The 22,419-nt window shown below is 35.8% G+C and carries 22 protein-coding genes, 1 tRNA gene and 1 riboswitch; of the genes, 18 read left to right on the top strand and 5 right to left on the bottom strand.

From position 1 onward, the window contains the following. Positions 1–55: 55 nt before the first annotated feature. From ACFX4W_RS12675 to ACFX4W_RS12690, 4 genes are all read left to right on the top strand, one after another. Positions 56–1,075, top strand: a complete 1,020-nt coding sequence (locus tag ACFX4W_RS12675; protein ID WP_280559641.1) for an STAS domain-containing protein — start codon at positions 56–58, stop codon at positions 1,073–1,075. Positions 1,076–1,263: 188 nt separating this feature from the next. Continuing rightward, positions 1,264–1,692: an SRPBCC family protein gene (locus tag ACFX4W_RS12680; RefSeq protein ID WP_043982528.1), complete on the top strand. Its 429-nt coding sequence runs from the start codon at positions 1,264–1,266 to the stop codon at positions 1,690–1,692. After that, on the top strand, positions 1,693–2,028 hold the full coding sequence (locus tag ACFX4W_RS12685) for an ArsR/SmtB family transcription factor (protein ID WP_043982530.1): 336 nt from the start codon (positions 1,693–1,695) through the stop codon (positions 2,026–2,028). Between the two features lie 184 nt (positions 2,029–2,212). Beyond that, on the top strand, positions 2,213–2,992 hold the full coding sequence (locus ACFX4W_RS12690) for an MBL fold metallo-hydrolase (protein ID WP_043982531.1): 780 nt from the start codon (positions 2,213–2,215) through the stop codon (positions 2,990–2,992). A 76-nt stretch (positions 2,993–3,068) separates the two neighbouring features. Here the strand turns inward: ACFX4W_RS12690 and ACFX4W_RS12695 are convergent, their stop codons facing one another. After that, complete coding sequence (locus tag ACFX4W_RS12695) at positions 3,069–3,872, bottom strand: alpha/beta fold hydrolase (protein ID WP_198530653.1); 804 nt, start codon at positions 3,870–3,872, stop codon at positions 3,069–3,071. 334 nt (positions 3,873–4,206) lie between these two features. Between ACFX4W_RS12695 and trhO the strand changes: the two genes are divergently transcribed. The 6 genes from trhO (at position 4,207) to ACFX4W_RS12725 (ending at position 9,979) form a co-directional block, all read left to right on the top strand. Continuing rightward, entirely contained in the window at positions 4,207–5,175 is a 969-nt protein-coding gene (gene trhO, locus ACFX4W_RS12700; protein ID WP_043982533.1) for an oxygen-dependent tRNA uridine(34) hydroxylase TrhO, read from the top strand. A gap of 209 nt (positions 5,176–5,384) precedes the next feature. Beyond that, complete coding sequence (locus tag ACFX4W_RS12705) at positions 5,385–6,242, top strand: SMP-30/gluconolactonase/LRE family protein (RefSeq protein ID WP_025751869.1); 858 nt, start codon at positions 5,385–5,387, stop codon at positions 6,240–6,242. A gap of 224 nt (positions 6,243–6,466) precedes the next feature. Continuing rightward, positions 6,467–6,829, top strand: coding sequence for a group I truncated hemoglobin (locus tag ACFX4W_RS12710; protein ID WP_080781699.1), 363 nt, complete (start codon positions 6,467–6,469; stop codon positions 6,827–6,829). A 139-nt stretch (positions 6,830–6,968) separates the two neighbouring features. After that, complete coding sequence (gene hpaB, locus ACFX4W_RS12715; RefSeq protein WP_029321854.1) at positions 6,969–8,405, top strand: 4-hydroxyphenylacetate 3-monooxygenase, oxygenase component; 1,437 nt, start codon at positions 6,969–6,971, stop codon at positions 8,403–8,405. Between the two features lie 148 nt (positions 8,406–8,553). After that, complete coding sequence (locus ACFX4W_RS12720) at positions 8,554–9,351, top strand: DUF817 domain-containing protein (RefSeq protein ID WP_043982536.1); 798 nt, start codon at positions 8,554–8,556, stop codon at positions 9,349–9,351. A gap of 67 nt (positions 9,352–9,418) precedes the next feature. Then, positions 9,419–9,979 (top strand): tubby C-terminal domain-like protein, encoded by a 561-nt coding sequence (locus ACFX4W_RS12725; protein WP_043982537.1) that lies wholly within the window; start codon positions 9,419–9,421, stop codon positions 9,977–9,979. 30 nt (positions 9,980–10,009) lie between these two features. Here the strand turns inward: ACFX4W_RS12725 and htpG are convergent, their stop codons facing one another. Next, a complete protein-coding gene (gene htpG / locus ACFX4W_RS12730) occupies positions 10,010–11,887 on the bottom strand; it encodes a molecular chaperone HtpG (protein ID WP_280559645.1) in 1,878 nt (625 codons plus the stop codon). Between the two features lie 210 nt (positions 11,888–12,097). Beyond that, positions 12,098–12,176: riboswitch (ZMP/ZTP riboswitch) on the top strand. A 168-nt stretch (positions 12,177–12,344) separates the two neighbouring features. On the opposite strand from htpG, the gene ACFX4W_RS12735 reads away from it, so the two are divergent. The 4 genes from ACFX4W_RS12735 to ACFX4W_RS12750 all read left to right on the top strand — a co-directional run bounded on the left by ACFX4W_RS12735 (position 12,345) and on the right by ACFX4W_RS12750 (position 15,861). Continuing rightward, complete coding sequence (locus tag ACFX4W_RS12735) at positions 12,345–13,544, top strand: phosphoglycerate dehydrogenase (RefSeq protein ID WP_043982539.1); 1,200 nt, start codon at positions 12,345–12,347, stop codon at positions 13,542–13,544. A gap of 123 nt (positions 13,545–13,667) precedes the next feature. After that, positions 13,668–14,129: a hypothetical protein gene (locus tag ACFX4W_RS12740; protein ID WP_230184083.1), complete on the top strand. Its 462-nt coding sequence runs from the start codon at positions 13,668–13,670 to the stop codon at positions 14,127–14,129. 240 nt (positions 14,130–14,369) lie between these two features. Continuing rightward, positions 14,370–14,915 carry a DUF6143 family protein gene (locus tag ACFX4W_RS12745; protein ID WP_043982543.1) on the top strand — a complete coding sequence of 182 codons (546 nt, stop codon included), beginning with the start codon at positions 14,370–14,372 and terminating at the stop codon, positions 14,913–14,915. Between the two features lie 796 nt (positions 14,916–15,711). Then, positions 15,712–15,861, top strand: coding sequence for a hypothetical protein (locus ACFX4W_RS12750; protein WP_013057122.1), 150 nt, complete (start codon positions 15,712–15,714; stop codon positions 15,859–15,861). A 117-nt stretch (positions 15,862–15,978) separates the two neighbouring features. Here ACFX4W_RS12750 and ACFX4W_RS12755 read toward each other — a convergent pair. Together ACFX4W_RS12755 and ACFX4W_RS12760 are read right to left on the bottom strand one after the other, a co-directional pair. After that, a tRNA-Ala gene (locus ACFX4W_RS12755) sits at positions 15,979–16,050 on the bottom strand. A 106-nt stretch (positions 16,051–16,156) separates the two neighbouring features. After that, the gene (locus ACFX4W_RS12760) at positions 16,157–16,705 is read right to left on the bottom strand and encodes an HD domain-containing protein (RefSeq protein ID WP_043982544.1); all 549 of its coding nucleotides are present in this window, start codon (positions 16,703–16,705) and stop codon (positions 16,157–16,159) included. Positions 16,706–16,930: 225 nt separating this feature from the next. Between ACFX4W_RS12760 and ACFX4W_RS12765 the strand changes: the two genes are divergently transcribed. Together ACFX4W_RS12765 and ACFX4W_RS12770 are read left to right on the top strand one after the other, a co-directional pair. Next, positions 16,931–18,232: a GH25 family lysozyme gene (locus ACFX4W_RS12765; RefSeq protein WP_280559647.1), complete on the top strand. Its 1,302-nt coding sequence runs from the start codon at positions 16,931–16,933 to the stop codon at positions 18,230–18,232. A gap of 181 nt (positions 18,233–18,413) precedes the next feature. Next, positions 18,414–18,644 (top strand): hypothetical protein, encoded by a 231-nt coding sequence (locus tag ACFX4W_RS12770; RefSeq protein ID WP_237074922.1) that lies wholly within the window; start codon positions 18,414–18,416, stop codon positions 18,642–18,644. A 157-nt stretch (positions 18,645–18,801) separates the two neighbouring features. Here the strand turns inward: ACFX4W_RS12770 and ACFX4W_RS12775 are convergent, their stop codons facing one another. Continuing rightward, positions 18,802–19,701, bottom strand: coding sequence for a DMT family transporter (locus tag ACFX4W_RS12775; protein WP_043982547.1), 900 nt, complete (start codon positions 19,699–19,701; stop codon positions 18,802–18,804). A 136-nt stretch (positions 19,702–19,837) separates the two neighbouring features. Here ACFX4W_RS12775 and pdxR point away from each other — a divergent pair, with 136 nt between their 5' ends. Together pdxR and ACFX4W_RS12785 are read left to right on the top strand one after the other, a co-directional pair. Next, the gene (gene pdxR, locus ACFX4W_RS12780) at positions 19,838–21,271 is read left to right on the top strand and encodes a MocR-like pyridoxine biosynthesis transcription factor PdxR (protein ID WP_043982548.1); all 1,434 of its coding nucleotides are present in this window, start codon (positions 19,838–19,840) and stop codon (positions 21,269–21,271) included. Between the two features lie 513 nt (positions 21,272–21,784). After that, the gene (locus ACFX4W_RS12785; RefSeq protein ID WP_043982549.1) at positions 21,785–22,417 is read left to right on the top strand and encodes a hypothetical protein; all 633 of its coding nucleotides are present in this window, start codon (positions 21,785–21,787) and stop codon (positions 22,415–22,417) included. Positions 22,418–22,419: the final 2 nt, after the last annotated feature.

Consider the following 22,419-nt stretch of genomic DNA (forward strand, 5'->3'; position numbering starts at 1 on the left):
TCTTCAACATAAGATAAAATAGAAGGTAAGAACTTTATAAAAAGGAGATTTCGCCATGGGTGAAAAAAAGAATATTGATATAGGTGGCCTTAGTTTTGCTTGGGATTTAGAAAAAGGACAATTTAGCTTTGAAGGAGAAGATGCGATCCTTTTTTGGATTTCTTCTGCGATGAAAACATTGTTTGACACAATCGAAGAAATATCTGGGGAAGAGGCAGCTTCTGTAGTACTAGAAACCACTGGTTTCCGACAGGGATTAGTAGTAGGAGAGTACTTTCAAAATATGAAAGGCGTAACGGTTTTTGAAGCGGCTGAGTTAATTACCAATACATACGCTTCGGCTGGATGGGGAAAAACTACTATCAAATATTTAAATCCTGAAAGTAAAACTCTATCTGCTGAATTAAAAGACAGTTGGGAACATAAAATTAATGTTGCGCAAAAGAAAACAAAGGGAGGGAATTTTCTTCCGGCCCATTATGCAGGAATTTTTACAGGACTATTCGGAACAAATATTTGGTACAAGGTGATTCAACATCAAATAGAAGGGCATGAATGCACCACAGCAGAATACTTCCCTTCTAACATTGATATCACTCAAAATATTCATCAATTAGCGAGAAGAAAAGAAGCGCAGAAAATAGAACATTTACAAAACATTGTAGCAGAAAAAACAGCAGAGTTAAAAGATCTTATTAAAAAGCTTTCTTCTCCTATTATTCCGGTTTTGGAAGGCATAGTCGTCGTTCCTTTGATTGGCAAATACGACGAGGATCGAACGGAAGATTTGATTGTCAATACATTAAATAACCTCCCAAAACACCAGGCTAATTATCTTGTGCTGGATTTAACCGGATTGGATAAAGAACTTACTGAATATACGGCAAGTCTTATTGAAAAATTAGGTGCAGCAGCGTCCCTGATTGGTACGAAAACAATTTTAGTAGGGATTTCTGCTGACTTAGGCTTAGTTATATCAGAGACCCATATTGATTTATCAAAATATGATTGTTTTCAAACATTGCAGCACGGCATTCATTATGCATTGGCACAAAGCGGACGAAGCATCGTTTAAAAGATATATTTAAAATATAACAAAATGCACTCATTCAGCATCATAACAAATCTCTTTATCAAAGAACGGAAATGAACTGAAGGATTTCATTTTTTAAAAGAGGAATTGACATGAAACCAAAAGGTGTTATATTATTTTTATATAAAACCTTTTGGTGTTATTTTTTGAAAAGGAGAATGAAGATAACGATGAATGATAAAAGTGTAGTAGAAGATGTAAAACAGACGATAATATTTAACGCGCCGATTCAAAAAATTTGGGATAAAGTAGCAACAGCAGAAGGGCTCCAACAATGGTTCATGCCTAATGATTTTCAGCCTCAGGTAGGATATGAATTTCATTTGCAATCGCCTTTTGGCCCATCTCCGTGTAAAGTATTAGAAATAGATGCACCAAACTACCTTTCTTTCTCTTGGGATACGGATGGATGGGTCGTTTCATTTACCTTAAAAGAAATGGGTAATCAAACTGAATTTACGCTTATTCATAGCGGGTGGAAAGAAGCTGAAACACTTCTTGAAAAAGCAAACGAAAAGAGTTCAGTGGTACGAGATAGAATGAGCTACGGGTGGATTAGTCTCGTAAATGAAAAACTTCGAAAGGTTGTTGAAAACTAAATGACTTTATCAGCTGCCAAGCATGATATCTTTCAAGCCATTGCTGATCCTACTCGAAGAAAAGTACTTGAGCTGCTTTCTGAAAAAGAATTGCCTATATCAGAAATAACGTCTCATTTTTCAATAAGCCGTACCGCTATTGTCAAGCATCTTCATATACTTTCAGAAGCAGACTTAGTCCATGGACAGAAAAAAGGCAGAGAAAAAGTGTATTGTCTTCAGCCAGAGCCTTTAAAAGAGATACAAGATTGGCTTTCTTACTACGAGCAATTTTGGACGAACAAATTATCTATTCTTCAGCATATTGTTGAAAGAGATGAAGAAAGAAATCAATAGAAAAAGCATAAAAACGCTTTTTATAAGGAATATAGCAAAGCCAGTCGTTAAAAAGACTGGCTGTTTTACATAAAAGCTGGTTTTATTCTAGAAGGACAAATAAAAGAACGATGCAGAACAACATAGGACATTTCTTGAAATAAAAAGATAGACCTTTAGAAGAAAAAAAGGGGGAAACAGAGCAATGAATAAGCTTTTATTTTATGGGACGAGCGATGCTCAAGGAGTGCCTCGATTATTATGTGACTGTAAAGTATGTACACAAAAAGATCAATTAAATCAGCGCACAAGGCCTAGTGCACAGTTTACAATAGACGGTAACGTGTTTTTGATTGACGTATCACCTGATTTTAAGCATCAATTTCATTTATACAATAACAAAAAAATCCCTTCTACCGTTTTTATTACTCATCCTCACAATGACCATGTGGCTGGTTTAGGAGATTTAGCCGACTTATGCTATTGGAATAATGTAAATGCAGAAGTCGTAGGAGCGCCTGAAGTCATCAGCGAGTTAATCGAAAGATTTCCTTATCTCGCAAAAAGAAAAGGGCTCACCTTTAAAGGAACGTTAAAATGGGATAGTGGAGAAACAACCCTTACGTTTCATAAAGTAAATCACGGATTTAACGGTCATTCCTACGGCATTGTGGTTCATCAAAAACAAGGCGAACGCTGGGCGTATGTATCCGATTCTTTTAATGTGACAAAAGAACAGTGGCAGCCCTTTTACCACTTAGATTTACTGATATTTGGTACATCTTTCTGGAAAGAATATCTTCAAAAAGAAAAAAGATCCGTATATGACGTGACAGAGGCAATGGAGATCAAAGCGAAGCTACAGGCCAAAAACATGGTGTTTACTCATTTATCACATGATATTGATATCCAAAAGCACGCTGAGATGCTTTCAGATGAAAACGTAAGCTTTGCCTATGACGGACGCGAGATTTTATTACCCTAAAGCAATACATAAAGGCATAAAAGGTTTCATTTAAAGAAGCAGCGTAGCTAAAGCGCTGCTTCTTTAAGTTTGTAAATTAGATATGTTCGATAAAGTTGCTCACAACTTTGTTAAATCGATCGCTTTCTTCAAGAAAAGGGCAGTGGCAGCTGTTCTCAAAAACTTCAAGTACAGAACCTGAAACCAGCTTTTGAATATGTCTTCCAGCTGCTACCGGAATGAGCTTTTCTTCTTTTCCAAAGCATAGTAAGGTAGGGATTGCAATAAACGGTAGAAAATCTCGATAGTCCACAATGGATTGATCAAACAAAATAGCACTGGCTATCGACTCAGGCATTTTCGTTACTTCTTTCATAACCCAATGTTTATCTTCTTCAGTTAATTCATCCTTAAACATAAGCGGAATAAAATTTTCTAATGTACTTGTTCGATCAAGCTGAATACCCTGCATGAGCGAAATAAGCGCAGGTAAATCAAATGCACCGATCGGAAAGTCGGGCCATTTAAAATCTGAAGCCATTTCATCTACAATAATATTTCCTTTTACATTTTCTTGACCAAATTGTTTCAAATATTCCCACACAACAAAAGCACCCATCGACCAGCCTACTAATATGACGTCTTTTAATTGATGAGTGGTTATAAACTCATGCACATCATGAGCATAAGTGGAAATTGTATGGCCGTATGGAGTATGACTTGAATTTCCATGTCCTCTTAAATCCAAAAGAATAGTTTGATACTGTTTTGAAAAAAAAGAAAGCTGGTTATGAAAAAAACGACTGCTCATCCAAACTCCGTGAATGAAAATAATAGGTGTTCCTTCCCCTTGTTGTTCATAGTACAAAGTTGCACTGTCTTTTAATGTATAAAAAGGCATTATTTTCGCCCCCAATCTCAAAGATTTATATCTCATCATGTATGCGCGGGAAAATTCAGGTAGAACGTATCACGTCAATAAAATTTTTATTGAAGAACAAATCCTAGAAGTGGACGCTTTGATATGTTATACTATTACAGGCTTAAATACTGTATGTTTTTGAAACAATCATTCACTGTAATACTTTTTAGATAGAAGCATCCTCATAAAAAGGATGTTGTTTTTGTCGTAATGTACCTTTAAGTAATGAATTGTTACCATCAATTCGGTTCACAATAACCGACCTACATGCATTATATCTTGCAAATATAAACAGATAGGTGGAAGAAGCAACATGACTGAAAGAAAACCATATCAAGTACTACTATATTATTTGTACACTCCAATTGAAAATCCTGAAGAGTTTACAGATCAGCACTTAGCATTTTGTAAAGAGCTTGAATTAAAAGGACGTATTTTAATTGCAGCTGAAGGGATCAATGGAACGGTATCAGGAACAGTTGAACAAACAGATAAATACATGGAAACGATGAAAAATGATCCTCGTTTTGAAGGTATTGTATTTAAAATAGACGAAGCAGATGAACATGCGTTCAAAAAAATGCACGTGCGTCACCGTAAAGAATTAGTAACTCTTCGATTAGAAGAAGATGTGAATCCTCTTCGCGTAACGGGTAATTACTTAAGCCCAAAAGAATTTCATCAAGCGATGCAAGATGAGAATACGGTCGTAATTGATGCACGAAATGATTATGAATACGATTTAGGTCATTTCCGAGGAGCTGTTCGTCCGGATATTCGAAACTTCCGTGAGCTTCCTGAATGGATTCGCGACAACAAAGATCAGTTTGAAGATAAAAAAATCTTAACTTACTGCACAGGCGGTATTCGCTGTGAAAAATTCTCTGGGTGGCTTCTTGAAGAAGGTTTTGAAGACGTAAGCCAGCTTCATGGAGGGATTGTAACATACGGAAAAGACCCTGAAGTACAAGGTGAACTATGGGACGGTCAGTGCTATGTATTTGATGAACGCATTAGCGTACCAGTTAACCAAAAAGAGCATGTGATTGTCGGAAAAGACCACTTTACCGGTGAGCCTTGTGAACGTTATGTTAACTGCGCAAACCCAGAATGCAATAAGAAAATCTTAGCTTCTGAAGAAAATGAACACAAATATTTACGCGCTTGTTCACATGAATGCCGAGTGAGCCCTCGTAACCGCTATGTAAAGGAACACGGTTTAACAGAAGAAGAGTTTGCAGCACGTGTTAAAGAGCTCGAAAAAGAACACGTAACTTTATAATAAAAAAAAGCAGCACGCTATACAAAGCGTGCTGCTTTTTTTATGAAAAGATTCTCTTAGAACCTGGTGTTTAAAGAATGTCATACAACGGGTATTTATGAAAAAGGAAAGATATTCCTAGCTTTTTTTATTTGTTTAAAAGAATATTTTTTTCGAAAAAGCGATTATAAAAAAATGATTGTACATAAAAACGAAAAAGGAGCTTGAAAATGGAAGCAAAAATTGAAAAAAAGTACGATGGCCGTTTGCTTGAAGGACCCCTATGGGATGAAGAAAATCAAAAATTAGTGCTAGTAGACATCTTAGATAAAAAGCTTCTTACGTACGATCCAAAAACGACAACCTTAGAAGATATTGCTCTTCCTTCAGTCGTTACAAGTGTTTCTAAAACCAATCATTCAAAATTGATTGTCTCCACCCGTAATCAGCTGCTTTTAGTTGATAAAAACAAAAAGAATCATGAAGAGTATATCCGTTTAGATACTCTTGAAAAAACCATGCGTTTTAATGACGGGAAATGTGATCCATATAATCGCTTTTGGATTGGAACGATGAGTGAAGAAGATGAAGAAGGAAAAGCCCAGCTGTACGTAGTAGATGAAAAAGGTGTCATTAAGAGCGCTAAAGAAGGATTAAGCGTGTCAAACGGGCTAGCTTGGAATCGAACAGGAGACAAATTCTTTCTGGTTGATTCACCCAAAAATAAAATTATGTCTTATTCATTTTCGAAAGAAACAACAAGGCTCGAAGATGAAAAAGTGGTGATTGACCTTTCAGATATGGACGGGTTTCCTGATGGAATGACAATTGATGAACACGACCGATTATGGGTAGCGCTTTGGGGAGGTTCGAAAGTCATTTGTGTAGATCCAGATAAAGGAGAAATTATAGAATCTATTCATCTTCCTGTTTCCAATGTAACCTGCTGTACATTTGGAGGAGACGATTTACAAACCTTATTTATCACCACAGCTAAGGAAGAAGAAAAATACGAAGAAGCTGCCGGCTCTCTTTTTTCATGCCGAGTAGGAGTAAAAGGCGTGCCGGCTTATACTTACGTGTACTAGATAAGTGCTTATCAAAATGTAATGATTCCTAAAGCCCAGTAACGAAAGATGTTACATGCAGCTTCTACAATTCCTTTACATTGTGTTCACTTCTTTACATTTTATTCTTTATGTGGAAGAGGAATAAAACATGGGGACAACGAATTTCCATAAAGAAGCCTTTTAAAGAATATGAACACTTCTATTGGGTAATAATGGGGAAAGGTACAAAAGGAGGAATTGTTTTGGAACAAACATTGTATGAAAAAGTGGGAGGACAAGAAGCTATTGAAAAAGTAGTTGATTATTTTTATTCTGAGCTCGTGTTAAAAGATGAAACGGTCAGACACTTTTTCGAGCATACGGATATGGATAAACAGCGTCGACATCAAGCCAAATTTATAAGCTTTGCCCTAGGTGGACCGAATCAATATTCAGGAAAGTCGATGGCCAAAGCACATGCAAATATGAATATTCAACCCGAACATTTTAATGCAATTGCTAAGCATCTTCACGATGCACTTGCTCACTTTAATGTTGAAGAGCCGGATATTGACCAAGCATTAAATAAAGTTGAATCCCTAAGAAATGATATTCAATATAAATAAATTATAAAAAAGAAGGTTACTGTGACCTTCTTTTTTTGTGCTCAAAGCTGTGATGTATGAAGGAAACATGGAAAAGACATCGTAATATGATAAAAATGCAATAGGTAAAAATATTTATCGAAAGTCTGGGAGTGGGAGTATGTCAGCAATTAATGGGAAGCAATACGTAGAGAGAATTAATCAATTAAAAGCAAATGTATGGGTTGATGGCAAGCTCGTAACAGGCAATATATCAGAACATCCGGCTTTTAAAGGAGCCATTAACAGTCAAGCTAAACTTTATGATTTTCAGCATGATAAAAAAATTAAAGATATCATGACATACCAATCCCCGGATTCTGAGGATTTTTTTGGTACATCTTATTTACAGCCTACAACAAAAGAAGAGTTAAAAAAACGACGAGAGATGACTCAGCAATGGGCGCAATTAACCCATGGTATGATGGGAAGAAGTCCGGATTATATGAATACCGTATTGATGGCTTTTGCATCCTCTGCAGAACTCCTGAGAGGAACAGAAAACTGCTTTCCTGAAAACATCATTTCTTATTATGAATATGTAAGAGAGCACGATTTATCGCTCACTCATACATTCATCGATCCTCAAGTCAATCGAATCCAATTTTATTACGAGCAAAATGACGAACCGATAGCAGCAAAAATAATTGATAAAAACAATGAGGGAATCGTTATTCAAGGCGCGAAACTGCTTGCTACACAGGGTGGAATGACGGATGAGCTGCTCGTACTGTCTTCAGCGGGCATTCAGGGAAAAGAAAAAGGATTTGCTTTTTCGATTCCAAGTAATACAAAAGGAATTAAATTTATTTGTAGAGAATCATTTGCAGGAAAAGATTCGGCGTTTGATTATCCATTAAGTTCTAGATTTGAAGAAATGGATACAATTGTTGTCTTTGACCATGTATTAGTACCATGGAACCGCGTGTTTTTCTATGAAAATGTAGACGTATCAAATACATTCCTTGCTTCTAGTTCCTTCTCAGCTTTTGCTCTGCATCAAGTAACTTCAAGGAGAATTGTCAAAACAGAGTTTGTATTAGGGATTGTACAATCTCTGATTGAAACCATTAACATTATAGACTATCCGCATGTACGAGAAAAAGCAACGGAGCTTATTATTGCGTTAGAAACGATGAAAGCTCTCGTGATGAAAGCAGAAGAAGAAGCGGAGATTGATCCATGGGGATACATGCGTCCAAATGAAACTACACTTCGTATTGCCGCAAATATATTTTCAAAAACATATCCTACCTTTACAGAGATTATCCAGCTTTTAGGTGCAAGCGGACTAATGGCAATACCAACAGAAAATACGTGCCGCTCATTGGTTAAAGAAGATATTACGCGTTATTTGCAAGCTAAATCGAGAGGGGCAGAAGATCGTATTAAGCTTTTTCGACTAGCGTGGGATTTAACTATGAGTCCGTTTGGCACAAGGGAAACACTGTACGAACGTTTTTTCTTTGGGGAGCCTGTACAGTTAACCAGTTATCTGTACTTATCTTACGATAAAGAGCGCTATGTACAGAGAGTAACCGATTTTTTGAAAAGTTAACGGAGGAAACGAATCTCCGCTGGGTATGATAGTTTAGTTACCAAAACAGCGGAGATGCTTATTGAATAAATTTTAAAAATCTGCAATAATTTTCAAGGAATCATTTCTGTGAAAATACTAAGGAATACTATAAAGATAGGATGTTACAATGAATCAATTAATCTATTTTGGTTTAGAACAAGCAAAATCTTGTGTTTTTCCTGTTATCATTTTTCTTACGTTGGCTATGACAAAAATAATTGAAGTACCGTTTATTTCTAGATATGACCTTATTTTATTAGTCTGTCTAGGAACTCAAGTTTTAATGGTGATGTTTAAACGAGAAACGCTTGATGAAGTAAAAGTCATCGCAGTATTTCATTTAATTGGACTAGCGTTAGAACTCTACAAAGTTCATATGGGCTCATGGAGCTATCCAGAAAAAGCTTTCACTAAAGTCTGGGGAGTTCCACTGTACAGCGGATTTATGTATGCTAGTGTAGCTAGCTACATGTGCCAAGTGTGGAGAAGGCTTGAATTAAAGCTTACGAATTGGCCTTCTACGTGGATTGTCAGTATACTAAGTATGGCTATTTACCTTAATTTTTTCACGCATCATTTTATTTACGACTTCCGCTGGTTTTTAAAACTTTTTACTTTACTTATTTTTTATCGAACTTTTGTATATTTTACGGTTAACAAACGTACATATCGCATGCCTTTAGTATTGTCTTTTGTACTGATTGGCTTTTTCATTTGGATCGCTGAAAATATCGCAACATTTTTCGGGGCATGGCAGTATCCAGATCAACAGCAGCAGTGGACAATGGTTCATATAAGTAAAATTAGCTCTTGGCTTCTTCTTGTGATTGTTAGTTTCTTGATTGTTGCTTTACTAAAGCATTTAAAAGAAAATCAAAACCAATTTAAACAAAGGGAGAAATCAAAAGAAACAAATGAAATATAGAAACATAGAAACATAACTATGTACATACACGCTATTAATATGAAGTGCAGAATCTTTGGAGGCCTATATGCAAGAATATATTTTTTACCTTCCCTATTTTAAATCAGCGGGAAAGACCGTAGCAGTTACAAATGAAAATGGAGAAAACGTCGGACAGCTTAAGAGAATGCATAAAAATATGTGGACGAAAAGTATTGATTTTTTAACTCGTGATGGACTTCCAGTGTTAGATTCTATTTCTTGGTTTCCTATCTTTTCCTGCGGCTTAAAGGTACATTTACAAGTTCAATGGGAAGGAAGAACGGTGTTTATTGATCACGTGAAAAAACACCGGTGGGTGATAAAAGAAAATGGAAAAACAGTGGGGCATCTATTAGGTAAAGGACTAATTAAAAACGGAGGAGCACAAGAAATTAGATGGGGAAATAACGTCTACATGTTAAGCAGTCATGAAGCTATAGAGGAAGCGTGTATTTTTAATCAAAAAAGAGAAAAAGTCGCAGAGTTTAAATCAGACCTTTTTCATTTTAAAGAAGGCAAACACTCAATAAGAGTAACAGAAGAACTGCCCGTACCCATTTTTATCGCTTCTTACTATATAACTACTTTTATTATGCCATACATATAATCAGGCGCAGAATGATTCTGCGCCTGATTTTTATATCATGATTTTACAAATATCATTTGTGAATTTAACGGGATCACTAATAGATAAGCCTTCAATTAGAAGAGCTTGGTTATATAATAAATTTGTATAAAGGTCTAATTTCCCTTTATCATTTTCAAATGCATCTTTTAAAGAAGCGAATACATCATGATTTACGTTAATTTCTAACACTTTTTCTGCTTTTACATGCTGATTGTCAGGCATAGCACTTAAAATTTTCTCCATTTCAATCGTTACTTCACCATCAGCTGATAAGCAAACGGGATGTGTTTTTAAACGTTTAGACGCGCGCACATCTCCTATTTTTCCCCCCAAAGCTTTTTTCATATAGTCAAATAGCTCTTTATTTTCTCTTTCCTCAGACTCATTGAGCTGTTCTTCTTCTGCTTCAATCCCTAAGTCACTGCTTGAAACAGATTTAAATTCTTTTTCTTCGTACGTCATTAACATTTTAATCGCAAATTCATCGATATCTTCTGTAAAATATAGAATTTCGTAACCTTTATCTGCAACCAATTCTGCTTGAGGAAGCTTTTCAATTCGGTCGTACGATTCGCCTGATGCATAATAGATATACCTTTGATCCTCAGGCATGCGCGATACATATTCGTCTAGTGTTACGAGCTTTTTCTCTGTAGAAGAATAGAATAAAAGCAGGTCTTTTAATACGTCTTTGTTGCTGCCAAAGTCACTGTAAACACCGTACTTCAGCTGGCGGCCAAATGATTCATAAAACTTCTCGTACTTTTCACGTTCGTTTTTAAGTAAGCTTTTTAATTCATTTTTGATTTTCTTGCCGATGTTTTTGGCAATCAGCTGAAGCTGTCGGTCTTGCTGCAAAATTTCACGTGAAATATTAAGAGATAAATCTTCAGAATCTACCATACCTTTTACAAAGCTAAAGTAATCTGGAAGAAGATCTGCACATTTATTCATAATTAAGACGCCGTTTGAATACAGTTCAAGCCCTTTTTCAAATTCTTTTGAGTAGTAATCAAACGGACTATTTTCTGGAATAAATAAAATGGCATTGTAGCGAATCGTTCCATCCACATTAATATGAAGGTGAGTGAGCGGTTTATCAAATCCGTAGCGCTTTTCTGAATAAAACTGCTCATAGTCTTCTGAAGTCAATTCATTTTTATTTTTCTTCCAGATCGGTACGATACTGTTGATAACTTGCTCTTCTGTATAATCTTCTAGCTCGTTATCAGAACCTTCTTTAGGACGTTTTTCCGTTATGTCCATTTTAATCGGGTAGCGGATAAAGTCTGAATACTTTTTAATAATCTCTTTTAAACGATAATCTTCTAGATACTCATCATATGTTTCATCTTCTGTATTTTCTTTAATTTTTAAAATAATTTGAGTCCCAACCGTTTCTTTTTCGCAAGGTTCGATTGTATAGCCATCAGCACCAGTAGATTCCCATTTATAGGCTTCATCGCTGCCTAACGCTTTACTAATCACGGTCACGACATCTGCCACCATGAACGCTGCGTAAAACCCAACGCCGAATTGGCCGATAATCGTGTGCCCGTCCTTTGTTTCATTTTCGTTTTTAAACGCAAGGGAACCGCTTCGCGCAATTGTGCCCAAGCTGCTTTCAAGCTCTTCTTGCGTCATGCCAATTCCAGTATCCGTAATGGTTAAGGTACGGTTAGTTTTATCTGGTGTTACTTTTATGTAATAGCTTTCTTTGTTAAAACGCAAGGAGTCGTCTGTTAAGGCTTTGTAATAAATTTTATCGATTGCATCACTTGAATTTGATAGAAGTTCTCTCAAAAATACTTCTTTTTGAGAATAGATGGAATTAATCATCATCTCTAATAATCGCTTTGATTCAGCTTTGAATTCTTTTTTTGACATAAGAAATTCTCCTTTCCAAATAGGGCTTATAAAACAATTAGCACTTGAGTGGATAGAGTGCTAATCACTCTTCTTATTTAACATGTATTAGGGTATTTGTCAATATATTAGGAGATTCGCTAAAGAGATTAAAAATTAGACTGAAAAAAGCAAACTTTTAAAAAAAGGTTGAACGTTCTGAAAGAGTTTGCTAGAATATACTTAATTTCAAAGACTATATGTGACTGGCGAAACGCGGATAACCGTGAGGAAGCATATAGTGACGTAGCCGTTCGCCTGGGCAGAGGTAAGGGATTAATACATATCTCTTACCTCTTTCTGTTTAGGGGGAGAGGATATAGAAGTTATCACATATGTAGGCTAAAAAACCAGACTTTTTAAAAAATTAAAAATGAAGTTCCTTTATCCAAAGGTAAAAACATGTAAAACTACGATGATAATCAGAGGAGAGTACAAAATGAGCACATTAACATTAAAAAAAGTACAAACAATCAAAACATTAAACAACATTGCACAAAAAGGTCTAAATGTTTTTAATCAAGAAGGTTATCAAATTGACAACGACAGCGAAAGTCCAGATGCGATTGTCGTGCGTAGCTTTAACATGCACAGCATGGCATTTGACCAAAATTTAAAAGCTATTGCACGAGCTGGAGCAGGGGTTAATAATATACCGGTGGACGCTTGCACGGAGCAAGGTATCGTTGTATTTAATACGCCAGGAGCTAATGCAAACGCAGTAAAAGAAATGGTTTTAACTACAATTATGGCTTCTTCTCGTAACTTATTTGCTGGAGTTGAATGGACAAAAGGATTGGATGGCCAAGGTGATCAAATTCCTAAGTTAGTTGAAGCAGGTAAAAAACAGTTTGTTGGGAAAGAAATCAAAGGTAAAACGTTAGGCGTTATTGGTTTAGGTGCAATTGGTGCTCTTGTAGCAAACGATGCGCTTGATTTAGATATGGACGTAATTGGTTTTGATCCATTCATTTCTGTTAATACAGCTTGGAATTTGTCTCGCAACGTACAGCGTGCAATGTCTCTAGAAGAACTATTTGCAGCATCTGACTATATTACGGTTCACGTTCCATTAACGGACGATACAAAAGGTGTTTTCAATAAAGAAACGTTTAGCATCATGAAACCTGATGTTCATATTTTGAACTTCTCACGCGGTGAGCTTGTAAACGAAGAAGATATGAAAGCTGCTCTTGAAAGTGGAAAAGTTGGAAGATACATTACAGATTTCCCAAATCAAAATGTCTTGAACATGAAAAATGTTGTGCCAATTCCTCATCTAGGGGCATCAACTCAAGAATCAGAAGAAAACTGTGCGGTAATGGCAGCACGTCAAGTGAAAAATTTCTTAGAAACAGGAAACGTTAAAAACTCAGTGAACTTCCCGAATGCATCTCTTCCTTACACTGGGAAAAAACGCGTAGCTGCTTTCCATCACAACGTGCCGAATATGGTAGGACAACTTACGCAAGTATTCTCAAACTACAATTTAAACATCGCAGATATGGTGAACAGAAGCCGCGGTGAATATGCGTATACAATGATCGATATTGACAATCAAGTAAGTGACGAGATTGTGCCTGAGCTAGAAGAAAAAATCGGTCAAATTGAAGGAATTATTACAAGTCGTATTATCTAATTTGGTTCCCATCATATTTTAGTGTTACAGCCCTAACTTAGAAAAGTTAGGGCTGTTTTTACATGGTGTTTACCTCATATCAATTCCTTCATTCTCATAGCATATAGAAATACCTTTAAAGAGGTGAACGTTTTGTCAGGAGAACTGATAGGAATTTTGATAGGGTCGCTCATCGCGCTGGCAGGAACATTCATTACGTCTGTTGTAGCTATAGTGATGTCGAAAGAGCAATACAAACAAGAGCTTCGCAAAGCATTTATCCAAAAGAAAGTTGATGCCTATACCCATGTGTGTCAAGTTATTCTAGCTATAAAAAACGATTTACTTACAAAAACTGTTTCTTCAGCTGGCTTAAACTGGACGGCTCAATCTATTAACAAAATAGCAGATGTGTGTATTACGGAAGGGCTATGGATCGATGAAGAAGACAGCAAAAAGCTGGAGGTTCTGCAGAAGCAACTTTCAAAATTTGTATTTGATGAAATAGAACTGTCTAGACATGATATTCTCACAGCCTGTTATGAAATTGTTGAATATTGCGAAAAAAAGGTAAGGATTCTTCATTCTATGACTACAAAAGAATAGGTGATTACTACTTTAAGAAGTGATAGTAGAAGTATTAAAAAAGCATCGGAATATAAAGTCAAAAAACAATCCGTTTATACACCAGCAGTCGACGAGGGCATTAAGCGATAGGAAAAGATAGGCTCAGTACCGGGTCTATCTTTTTGCGTTTATATAAAGATTAAATATATTTCTAAATGCATGTGTCCAAGCATTTATAGAAAAACTTCATAAAATATAGTACAGAAAGGAGATGATTGTATGTCGAATTACGAGTCGAGTAAACCTTATATTAAAGCCGTTAATATACCTAATCCTTTATATCAATCTTTAAAAGGAGACTATTTTGTCGGACAAACTGAGCCTATTCGTTTTGGTGGAAATAGAAATGCTTGGGGCGGGTTAGTTAACCCTTCCGGCTCCGGAGTAGATTTATTTGTGAATGCTTTTACTATCACTAACTATTCCAACGAACCTTTTACTGCTGAAATTTGGTTTAATTCTATCCCGCCTGGAAAAGGAACAACTTCAGATAATGTGAGTCCAGCAAATACTACAATACGTTCAAAGCCAAAAGGGAAAATTAAATTTGCAGAAATGGTAAAAGGCTTTCCTACCAAAGGGGTAAACGTATTTAACCGTGTTGTTCCGCCGAAAAGTACATTAGTAAGTGATGAAGATGGAAAATTTATCTTTCCAAACAACGGTTCATACGTTATTTTCCTAGTTTCTCCGGGAAATAAAGAAATTAAAGCTGAAATTGCATATGGATGGTTTGAAAAAAACGTAAGAAGGACTGTTAACTGAATAGGTCTTAGCGATTGTATGAGAAGTGTATGAGCTATTTCATACAGTTCTTAACAAACAGTAAGTGTTTATGAAAAGAACTTTGCAGCAGCATACAAAGTTCTTTTTTATAGCTTGCGTTTTTTCGTTTGATTGTGGATATCACCCAAGAAAAACAAAGCAAGCAAAAGGATAATTCCAACTACACAAACCATTTGAATGGTATTTAAGGATGTTGATAACTAAGGGATTAAAGCGATAATACATAAAACTAAGCTACCTAGTACAATAGCAAAACGAATAACAAAGACGACTGTTATAGAACGAATGCCACATACAGCTGATATACTAATCACTTCTTTGTAGAATGAAATAACTTTTTTGTCCAGGGTATAAGCATGCTTAACATCTCACGTTAATGTCTACATTCACATTATCTTAAGTTTCAATTCATACTGGCTTCATATAAATTAATCATACTGAATGTATTAATGAAAGATATGAGGTGGAACAATGTTAAAAAAGCTTTTTAAACTATTTACACAAGAAACCGAGATATCTAAAGATAAAGAAGTAGATCTCCACGAAGAGAACGATTTTAACGAAGTTTGTGATGATCATTTCATTATAGATGAGTATTAGAAACCCTATAAAATGCTGCGGAATTTAAAGAATTGATTGAGTATATCCGTATAACCAGTAATTGCACAAGGGTCGTAAAGGTATACTTTTACGGCGGATTAATATTGATGAATTGCTTTTTACATGAAACAATGTGAAAAAAATGGGCATCCTAGAAGCAAAAGGAGGGGATAGAATGGGTAAAGAACCAAATGATGAAACAAGTGAAGGGCTGAATCAGCTTTTTGAAATCATCAATGCAAAAGGCGACGAGGGCGAACTTAGAGAAATTGTCAGCAGGAGCAGTGAAAAGAATAATCATAAAAATCATGAGGATCAATCGTAAAAAGAAAATAAAAAACCTCTTCATGGAAATCATGAAGAGGTCAGATGAAATAGTATTGCAACCATTCCATCCTGCATAGTTTTAAAGCGTTTTAAACTCTTGATACGACTGGTTTTATGGAACTGATGGGATTCGAACCCACGACCCCTTGTCTGCCAGACAAGTATTCTCCCACTGAACTACAGTCCCGATTATGTAGAGCCTTTATTGCGTGTTGACTCTACTATATTTTAATACGTATGCAGCGCGTTCGCAATAGTTATTTTCAGTGTTTTCTAATTTCTTCATATGAATATTAACTTCTAAAAAAATCGTTTACTTCTTGTTTATACGTATAAAAAAAACTTGGAATTTGGCTTGGTTCCAATCCTTGTGCAGCGTATTTGCTAATGGATTCGTAGTACCATTTCTGCTTTTCGAATCCTCTTTTAAAGCTATTCCAAATCGTATCTCCTTGCTGATCGTAGCTTTCTTTTAAAGACCGTAAATTGTCTAATTTATCTGCTACAATTAAAGATTTCACTTCAAGAGAACCAGTTTTCACAATTTGAATTGTATGCTGTTTACGTTCTTCCCAGCTTTTTGATTTGTTTTCTGTATGAGCTTCAACAATCCCCGCTACCTCTAAACCAAATCTTTGTACAATTTCTTCGAGTGTTACACTTGTATCTTCTACAGCATCATGCAGATAAGCTGCTGCAATTACTTCTTCACTAAAACCTGCTTTTTCTAAAATAGTACCTACGTTAATAGGATGAACAATATAAGGTGTATCGGACAGCTTGCGCATTTGGCCGCTATGAGCGTGTTCTGCATATCTACGTGCTTCTTTTATTAAAGACATCATATTCCTCCACTTTTTATTCAGTATATCTTCATATTATTAGTATAAACGAATATAGCTTTCCTCACTTTATAAAATTGCACAAATTCATTTCTTATAATAAGGGAAGGCTACCAAAATCCCTTCTTAGTGTAGTTTTTTTATAAAGCCTAATATCTATTTCATAGGCCTGTATCAGTTGCCATTTCCTTTTTTATTCATAGTTTGTATGAAGGAGTGATAGCAATGCAAAACCGTAATAATCAAAATATTAAGGTCATTGATGTTTCTCATCACAACGGAACAATTGATTGGGCAAAAGTGGCGTCGGATGGTGTAAAAGGCGCGTATATTAAATTAACAGAAGGTACAACCTTCTTAGATAAAAAATCATATGATAATTATATAGGTGCAAAAAATGCAGGTCTACGTGTAGGCTTTTATCACTTTGCTCATGCTGATAATGATCCCATTGCAGAAGTTAATTTCTTTTTAAATAAATTAGGGAGCATGAAGGTTGATTTGCCTCATTGCTTAGATTTGGAAGAGAATAAAGGGAAAACAAAAGCGCAGGTCACAGCCTTTGCAGTCAGATGGATGGAGTATATTGAAAGGAAAACAAGCATTACGCCTATTCTTTACACGGGGTATAGTTTTATTAAATCCAATTTTACAAGCGCCGTGGCAAGATATCCGCTATGGATAGCTCGTTACAGTGGAAGTAACCGTTCTAAGGGATTCGTTAACCCAGGTGATACGGCGATTTGGGATAGATGGTCTATGTTTCAATATACAGATCAAGGAAAAGTAAACGGGATTAAAGGCAATGTTGATATCAATGAAATGGATCTGGATTTCTTTAATAGTATTAATACAGGCGTGACGGTGGTGGAAAATAATAAGCCATCAGCACAATTGCAGCAAGGTGATAGCGGACTAGCTGTAAAAGAACTGCAGCAAAACTTAATTAGATTAGGATTTGAACTTTCCCAGCAAGGAACCGATGGTCAATATGGCAGCGAAACTGTTGCAGCTGTTAAAGCTCTTCAAGAAAAGTATGGATTAACGTCAACTGGAAAAGCTGATGAGACAACATTAGCTAAAATGATGGAATTGCTTAAGGGTGTAAGTAATCCTGTCGAAGAATCATTACCAAAGGTTACTTCACTCGGAGATAAATATTCTTTTCAAGTAAAAGCGAAGAAGGATATTGGAGTCTACAAATATGCGAATGTAACAGAGAATTTTAGAACTATAAAAAAAGGCACAGTATTTAGCGTATATGGGTATACCAATGCAGCATGGGCTATTCCAGGTGGATTTGTGCAAATGAAAGACGTAGAACCTATCCCAATTACAATTAAAACAGGCGGATTAAGTAAATACATGGAAACAGAGTTTCGTGCTTTCTTAAAAAATGAAGGAATCGACAGTGAATTACACGTACATGCAATAGGTAATCCGTCCGCTGAACTTACCGCAGCTGGGCTGGATTTTGTAAAAGTTAAACAGTTTTTAGATAAAAAAGGCTGGTACTACAAGCAATAAACTCCCGCTCCGAAGAGCGGGGGTTTATTTTGGTATTTTGTAAAAAAAGAATAGCATAGATGAATTAAGTAATTAAAATATGTTCTAAATAACAAATTAGGTGGTAACAAAAAAGTTTCTATGTATAGTTCACCTCTAACAGTCATATTTTTAGTCAACGGCTCATGGAGGGTGAATGAATATGAAAAATACGCAGATTCGAATTGAAACACTATCCTATCACTATGAAAGTATTATGGTGAATGATGAAGTAGAGCGTGCGATAAAAAGTATCGAAGTGACGTATCGAGCATATAAACATAACCACGTTTTAAACGGACATGTAGTACTTTCAGGAGAAGAGATTTACGATCTGCAGCAGCTGACTCACGTAGTGGCTGGGAAAATAAAAGCAGAATTAGAAACTACATAAAAAAGCACCTTTCTTTAAATCTTAAACCAAGATTAAAGAAAGGTGCTTTTTTATTAATTATTAATTAAACTGCAAAAAGAAGAAATTAAAGTATGTTCTAAATAAAATATATAAGTAAAAAACATAGCCTCTAAGAGAATTACTTAAATCGTACACATTATCTTTGTATTGTGAACTTTGTCTCTTTTACCACTACTTTTCTTTTACTATGTGTAAGCAACACGCCGCATAACGTAATGATGCTTCCAACAATGGAAGCTGCACTCGGGATATCTTTTAAAAGCAGCCACGCTAAGAAAAAGGACAGCGCAGGAGTTAAGTAAAGAGAAATGGCAGCCTCAGCAGAACCTATACGCGATGTCAGATAAGCGAGTACCATATAGGGAATAACGGTTGGAAATAATCCTAAATATGTCACGCTTATTGCTGATCTGACAGAGATATGTGCAAGTTCTGTTTCTAACCCAGGTAAAAAAACAAGCATAGAAATTGTAGCCCCCCAAATACTGTACGTCACAAAAGAAAGAAAACCATACTTTTTTAATAAATTTTTTTGACATACTATATAGATGCTTTCTGCAAGGGCAGCTAGCAGAATCAGTAAGATTCCATTAACTGAGTGTACAAAATTCTCTTTGCTCAAGGTTAAAAGTGCAATACCCGCAAAGCTTACTGCAGATCCAATCCATTTTCTTTTTCCGAACTCCTCCTGAAAAAGAAAAATAGCTAAAAGTGAAGAAAAAATAGGAGTAGTCGAGACCAGTAAACTCGCAATACCCGAACTCACCGTTTTTTCTCCAATGTTTAATGCCGTGTGATATACGGTAAAACCTAAAAAACCGAGTGCTAAAAGAAGTGGAATATCTTTTATATCAGGTAAGCGCATGCGTGTGGCTATTGCAATAACTAACAGCACTACAGAAGCAATACTTAACCGAACAAAAGCGAGGTGCTGAGGAGAAAACGATTCCAGCCCTATTTGAATAACTGGAAATGCTGAAGCCCATAAGCTAATCATCAGTATATGTAAGAACACCAGACTAAACGTTAATTTCATGCCTATTCATCTCCATTTTTCATTTTGAATCCAGCCAGTATCTATTGTGGTTCCCATGTTAATAAACATTTGATAAAATGTCTTCAACCAGTTTAAAAGCAATTAACCCAACCACTTTAAAAACAGGAGTAAATGTATGAATCAAGAGAACAGTTCGAGTTATCCAAAATACAAGCAAATCATTGATTTTATGAAAGAGAAAATTGCGCGTGGAGAATGGCCGATTGGAAGTAAAATTCCTAGTCAGCGAAAGCTTGCTGCTATGTTCGATGTTAACCGAAGTACGGTCATCACGGCATTAGAGGAATTAACAGCGGACGGTTTAATTGAAGGGAAGATGGGAAAGGGAACAATCGTTATAAATAATACATGGACACTTTTGGCTACGACTCCGCCCGATTGGAATGTTCATGTGAAATCAGGTATGCATCGTCCGAGTCAAGCAATGGTACAAGATATTAATGAATCCGAATTTAACTCAAACCTTATTCAATTAAGCAAAGGAGAGCTTTCACCTGACATATTCCCTAAAGATAAAATGAAATACGCTATGGAAAAAGTAGCAAAAAACATGGAGGTTCTGGGATACGAAGAACCAAAGGGGTATTTTCCTTTACGAAAAGAGTTAAGTACGTATATGAAAACAATGGGGGTTGAATCTTCTCCAGATTCTATTTTAATTGTTTCCGGCGCTCTTCAAGCTCTTCAGCTTATTTCAATTGGACTGCTGCAAAAGAACTCTTCGGTTTTGCTAGAAAAACCTTCTTATCTATACTCCTTACATGTATTTCAATCAGCCGGAATGAAACTCAAAGGTCTCTCTATGGATGAGGAAGGAATAAAAGTAACAGCTATAAAACGCGCTGACCCTCAAGAAGGGCAAGCTATTTTATATACAAATCCATGTTTCCATAACCCAACGGGAACATTAATGTCCTCAAAAAGGCGTTACGATTTGCTGAAAGAATGTGAGGAACATCAGCTTCCTATTATTGAAGATGATTTATACCGCGAATTATGGCTAAATAAACAGCCTCCGTTGCCATTAAAAGCTTTAGATAAAAATGGACACGTGTTATACGTTAGCAGTCTTTCTAAAACATTAAGCCCGGGATTACGTATCGGATGGATAGTCGGCCCAGAACCAGTCATTGAGCGTTTGGCGGATATTAAAATGCAAACGGATTATGGATCCAGCTCATTGTCTCAAAGAGTGGCAGCAGAATGGTTTAAAAATGGCTTATATCAACAGCATATGGAAACGGTACGAACCGAATTGCGAACAAGAAGAAAAGTTATGCTGAATGCTTTAGAAACATATGCAGGAGATGTAGCGACATGGACGAATCCTGAAGGAGGCTTTTTTATATGGGTGCATATTCAACCTTCTATTTCAATGAAATCTTTATACTCTCGTGCTTTAAAAACAGGAATATTGCTTAATTCCGGAAGTATCTATGCACAAGAAACCGGCAGTTATCTTCGGCTTTCTTACGCCTATGCTTCTTTACCAGATATCGATAGAAGCATTAAAATTATTGCTGAACTTATTCGGGAATTGCAAGTATAATAAAAAAAGGAGTAGTGGATTACCCACTATTCCTTTTTATTTGTATCAAACTCTTCTTCCTATAAAAAACTCCAAGTAACAATTGACTATATATTACCGTCTATAAATACATGTTATCTTTTATGGCAAAAATAAGTTAAGAAGACTTTTAATTTGCTTTCTGTATTTCTTACATATAAATCGTGAATGGTTTTAACTACGTAATCATTATCAAACATTTTCAACACCTCAATTATTGTTAAGTTTCCTGTTTGTTATAGTTTATGAAATAATCAGAAGCATATCATCCGCCATCAGCTGTAACTTTGCCGTTCATCTTTTACAACTAAAGGCTGAAATTTACGCTCATTATTGAACGCACGAATAACAGGATATGCAAAAAAATGAAAAGTGTGCACGTTTTGTTTTAAAAAAGCTATATCTTTAAAAAAAGAAAATTGTCACACACATTTATGAATATGTATCTACTAAGCAAGAAGACTTTTTTAGTTGGTGGGATTGAAGGTGAAAAAGATGGATGAATTATTTAAAGATCTTGATGTGTACAGGACGCAAGAAGAAATGAAGCAGTATTTTGAACATACGCAGAAAATGATTCATCAAAACAGAGAATATATAAAATTGGCTCGACTTAAAAAAGGGCGTTTCAAAAAGTTTTTTGAAGAGTTTTATCCGCTTTATTGCTTCAGCCAATCTTCCTATTGTCCGAGGAATTCAAAATTGAAGCTTATTATTGGAAGTCAAGGATACGACGGATTAATTCTTCAGCCGGATGGTACTGAAAAACGAATTGAAATTACTTCTTACAAAGATGGGAAACTGGAATTTGAAGATGCACAGAGGGTGAATTCAGGAAATTTTGCTCTACCCCGTATCCAGACGGAAGGTTCTGTAGAAGAGTATATAGAAAAAGTGCTAGAAAACATCCAAAAAAAGAGCAAAAAAGATTACAGTGGAGCATCCATTCTATTTGTTGTACACACGTTTCATTATTTTGAAGCCTACGGGAAAAGTTCAGCTGCCTTTATTCGTGCCTTAAAAAAAGAAATGAAGAATACTGATTTTCGAGCGGATAAAATTTATTTATTGGAATTAAATCAGCCAGAAAGTGAAAGTGTTAAGCAAAATATTCATTTCATTAAATAAGA

The organism is Priestia sp. YIM B13489, from assembly GCF_042787645.1.
In the GTDB taxonomy this organism is placed as follows: Bacteria; Bacillota; Bacilli; order Bacillales; family Bacillaceae_H; genus Priestia; species Priestia megaterium.

Coding starts and splice junctions, on each gene's coding strand:
- ACFX4W_RS12675 (WP_280559641.1), top strand. CDS start 56: ATGGGTGAAAAAAAGAATATTGATATAGGTGGCCTTAGTTTTGCTTGG.
- ACFX4W_RS12680 (WP_043982528.1), top strand. CDS start 1,264: ATGAATGATAAAAGTGTAGTAGAAGATGTAAAACAGACGATAATATTT.
- ACFX4W_RS12685 (WP_043982530.1), top strand. CDS start 1,693: ATGACTTTATCAGCTGCCAAGCATGATATCTTTCAAGCCATTGCTGAT.
- ACFX4W_RS12690 (WP_043982531.1), top strand. CDS start 2,213: ATGAATAAGCTTTTATTTTATGGGACGAGCGATGCTCAAGGAGTGCCT.
- ACFX4W_RS12695 (WP_198530653.1), bottom strand. CDS start 3,872: ATGCCTTTTTATACATTAAAAGACAGTGCAACTTTGTACTATGAACAA.
- trhO (WP_043982533.1), top strand. CDS start 4,207: ATGACTGAAAGAAAACCATATCAAGTACTACTATATTATTTGTACACT.
- ACFX4W_RS12705 (WP_025751869.1), top strand. CDS start 5,385: ATGGAAGCAAAAATTGAAAAAAAGTACGATGGCCGTTTGCTTGAAGGA.
- hpaB (WP_029321854.1), top strand. CDS start 6,969: ATGTCAGCAATTAATGGGAAGCAATACGTAGAGAGAATTAATCAATTA.
- ACFX4W_RS12720 (WP_043982536.1), top strand. CDS start 8,554: ATGAATCAATTAATCTATTTTGGTTTAGAACAAGCAAAATCTTGTGTT.
- ACFX4W_RS12725 (WP_043982537.1), top strand. CDS start 9,419: ATGCAAGAATATATTTTTTACCTTCCCTATTTTAAATCAGCGGGAAAG.
- htpG (WP_280559645.1), bottom strand. CDS start 11,887: ATGTCAAAAAAAGAATTCAAAGCTGAATCAAAGCGATTATTAGAGATG.
- ACFX4W_RS12735 (WP_043982539.1), top strand. CDS start 12,345: ATGAGCACATTAACATTAAAAAAAGTACAAACAATCAAAACATTAAAC.
- ACFX4W_RS12745 (WP_043982543.1), top strand. CDS start 14,370: ATGTCGAATTACGAGTCGAGTAAACCTTATATTAAAGCCGTTAATATA.
- ACFX4W_RS12750 (WP_013057122.1), top strand. CDS start 15,712: ATGGGTAAAGAACCAAATGATGAAACAAGTGAAGGGCTGAATCAGCTT.
- ACFX4W_RS12760 (WP_043982544.1), bottom strand. CDS start 16,705: ATGTCTTTAATAAAAGAAGCACGTAGATATGCAGAACACGCTCATAGC.
- ACFX4W_RS12765 (WP_280559647.1), top strand. CDS start 16,931: ATGCAAAACCGTAATAATCAAAATATTAAGGTCATTGATGTTTCTCAT.
- ACFX4W_RS12770 (WP_237074922.1), top strand. CDS start 18,414: ATGAAAAATACGCAGATTCGAATTGAAACACTATCCTATCACTATGAA.
- ACFX4W_RS12775 (WP_043982547.1), bottom strand. CDS start 19,701: ATGAAATTAACGTTTAGTCTGGTGTTCTTACATATACTGATGATTAGC.
- pdxR (WP_043982548.1), top strand. CDS start 19,838: ATGAATCAAGAGAACAGTTCGAGTTATCCAAAATACAAGCAAATCATT.
- ACFX4W_RS12785 (WP_043982549.1), top strand. CDS start 21,785: ATGGATGAATTATTTAAAGATCTTGATGTGTACAGGACGCAAGAAGAA.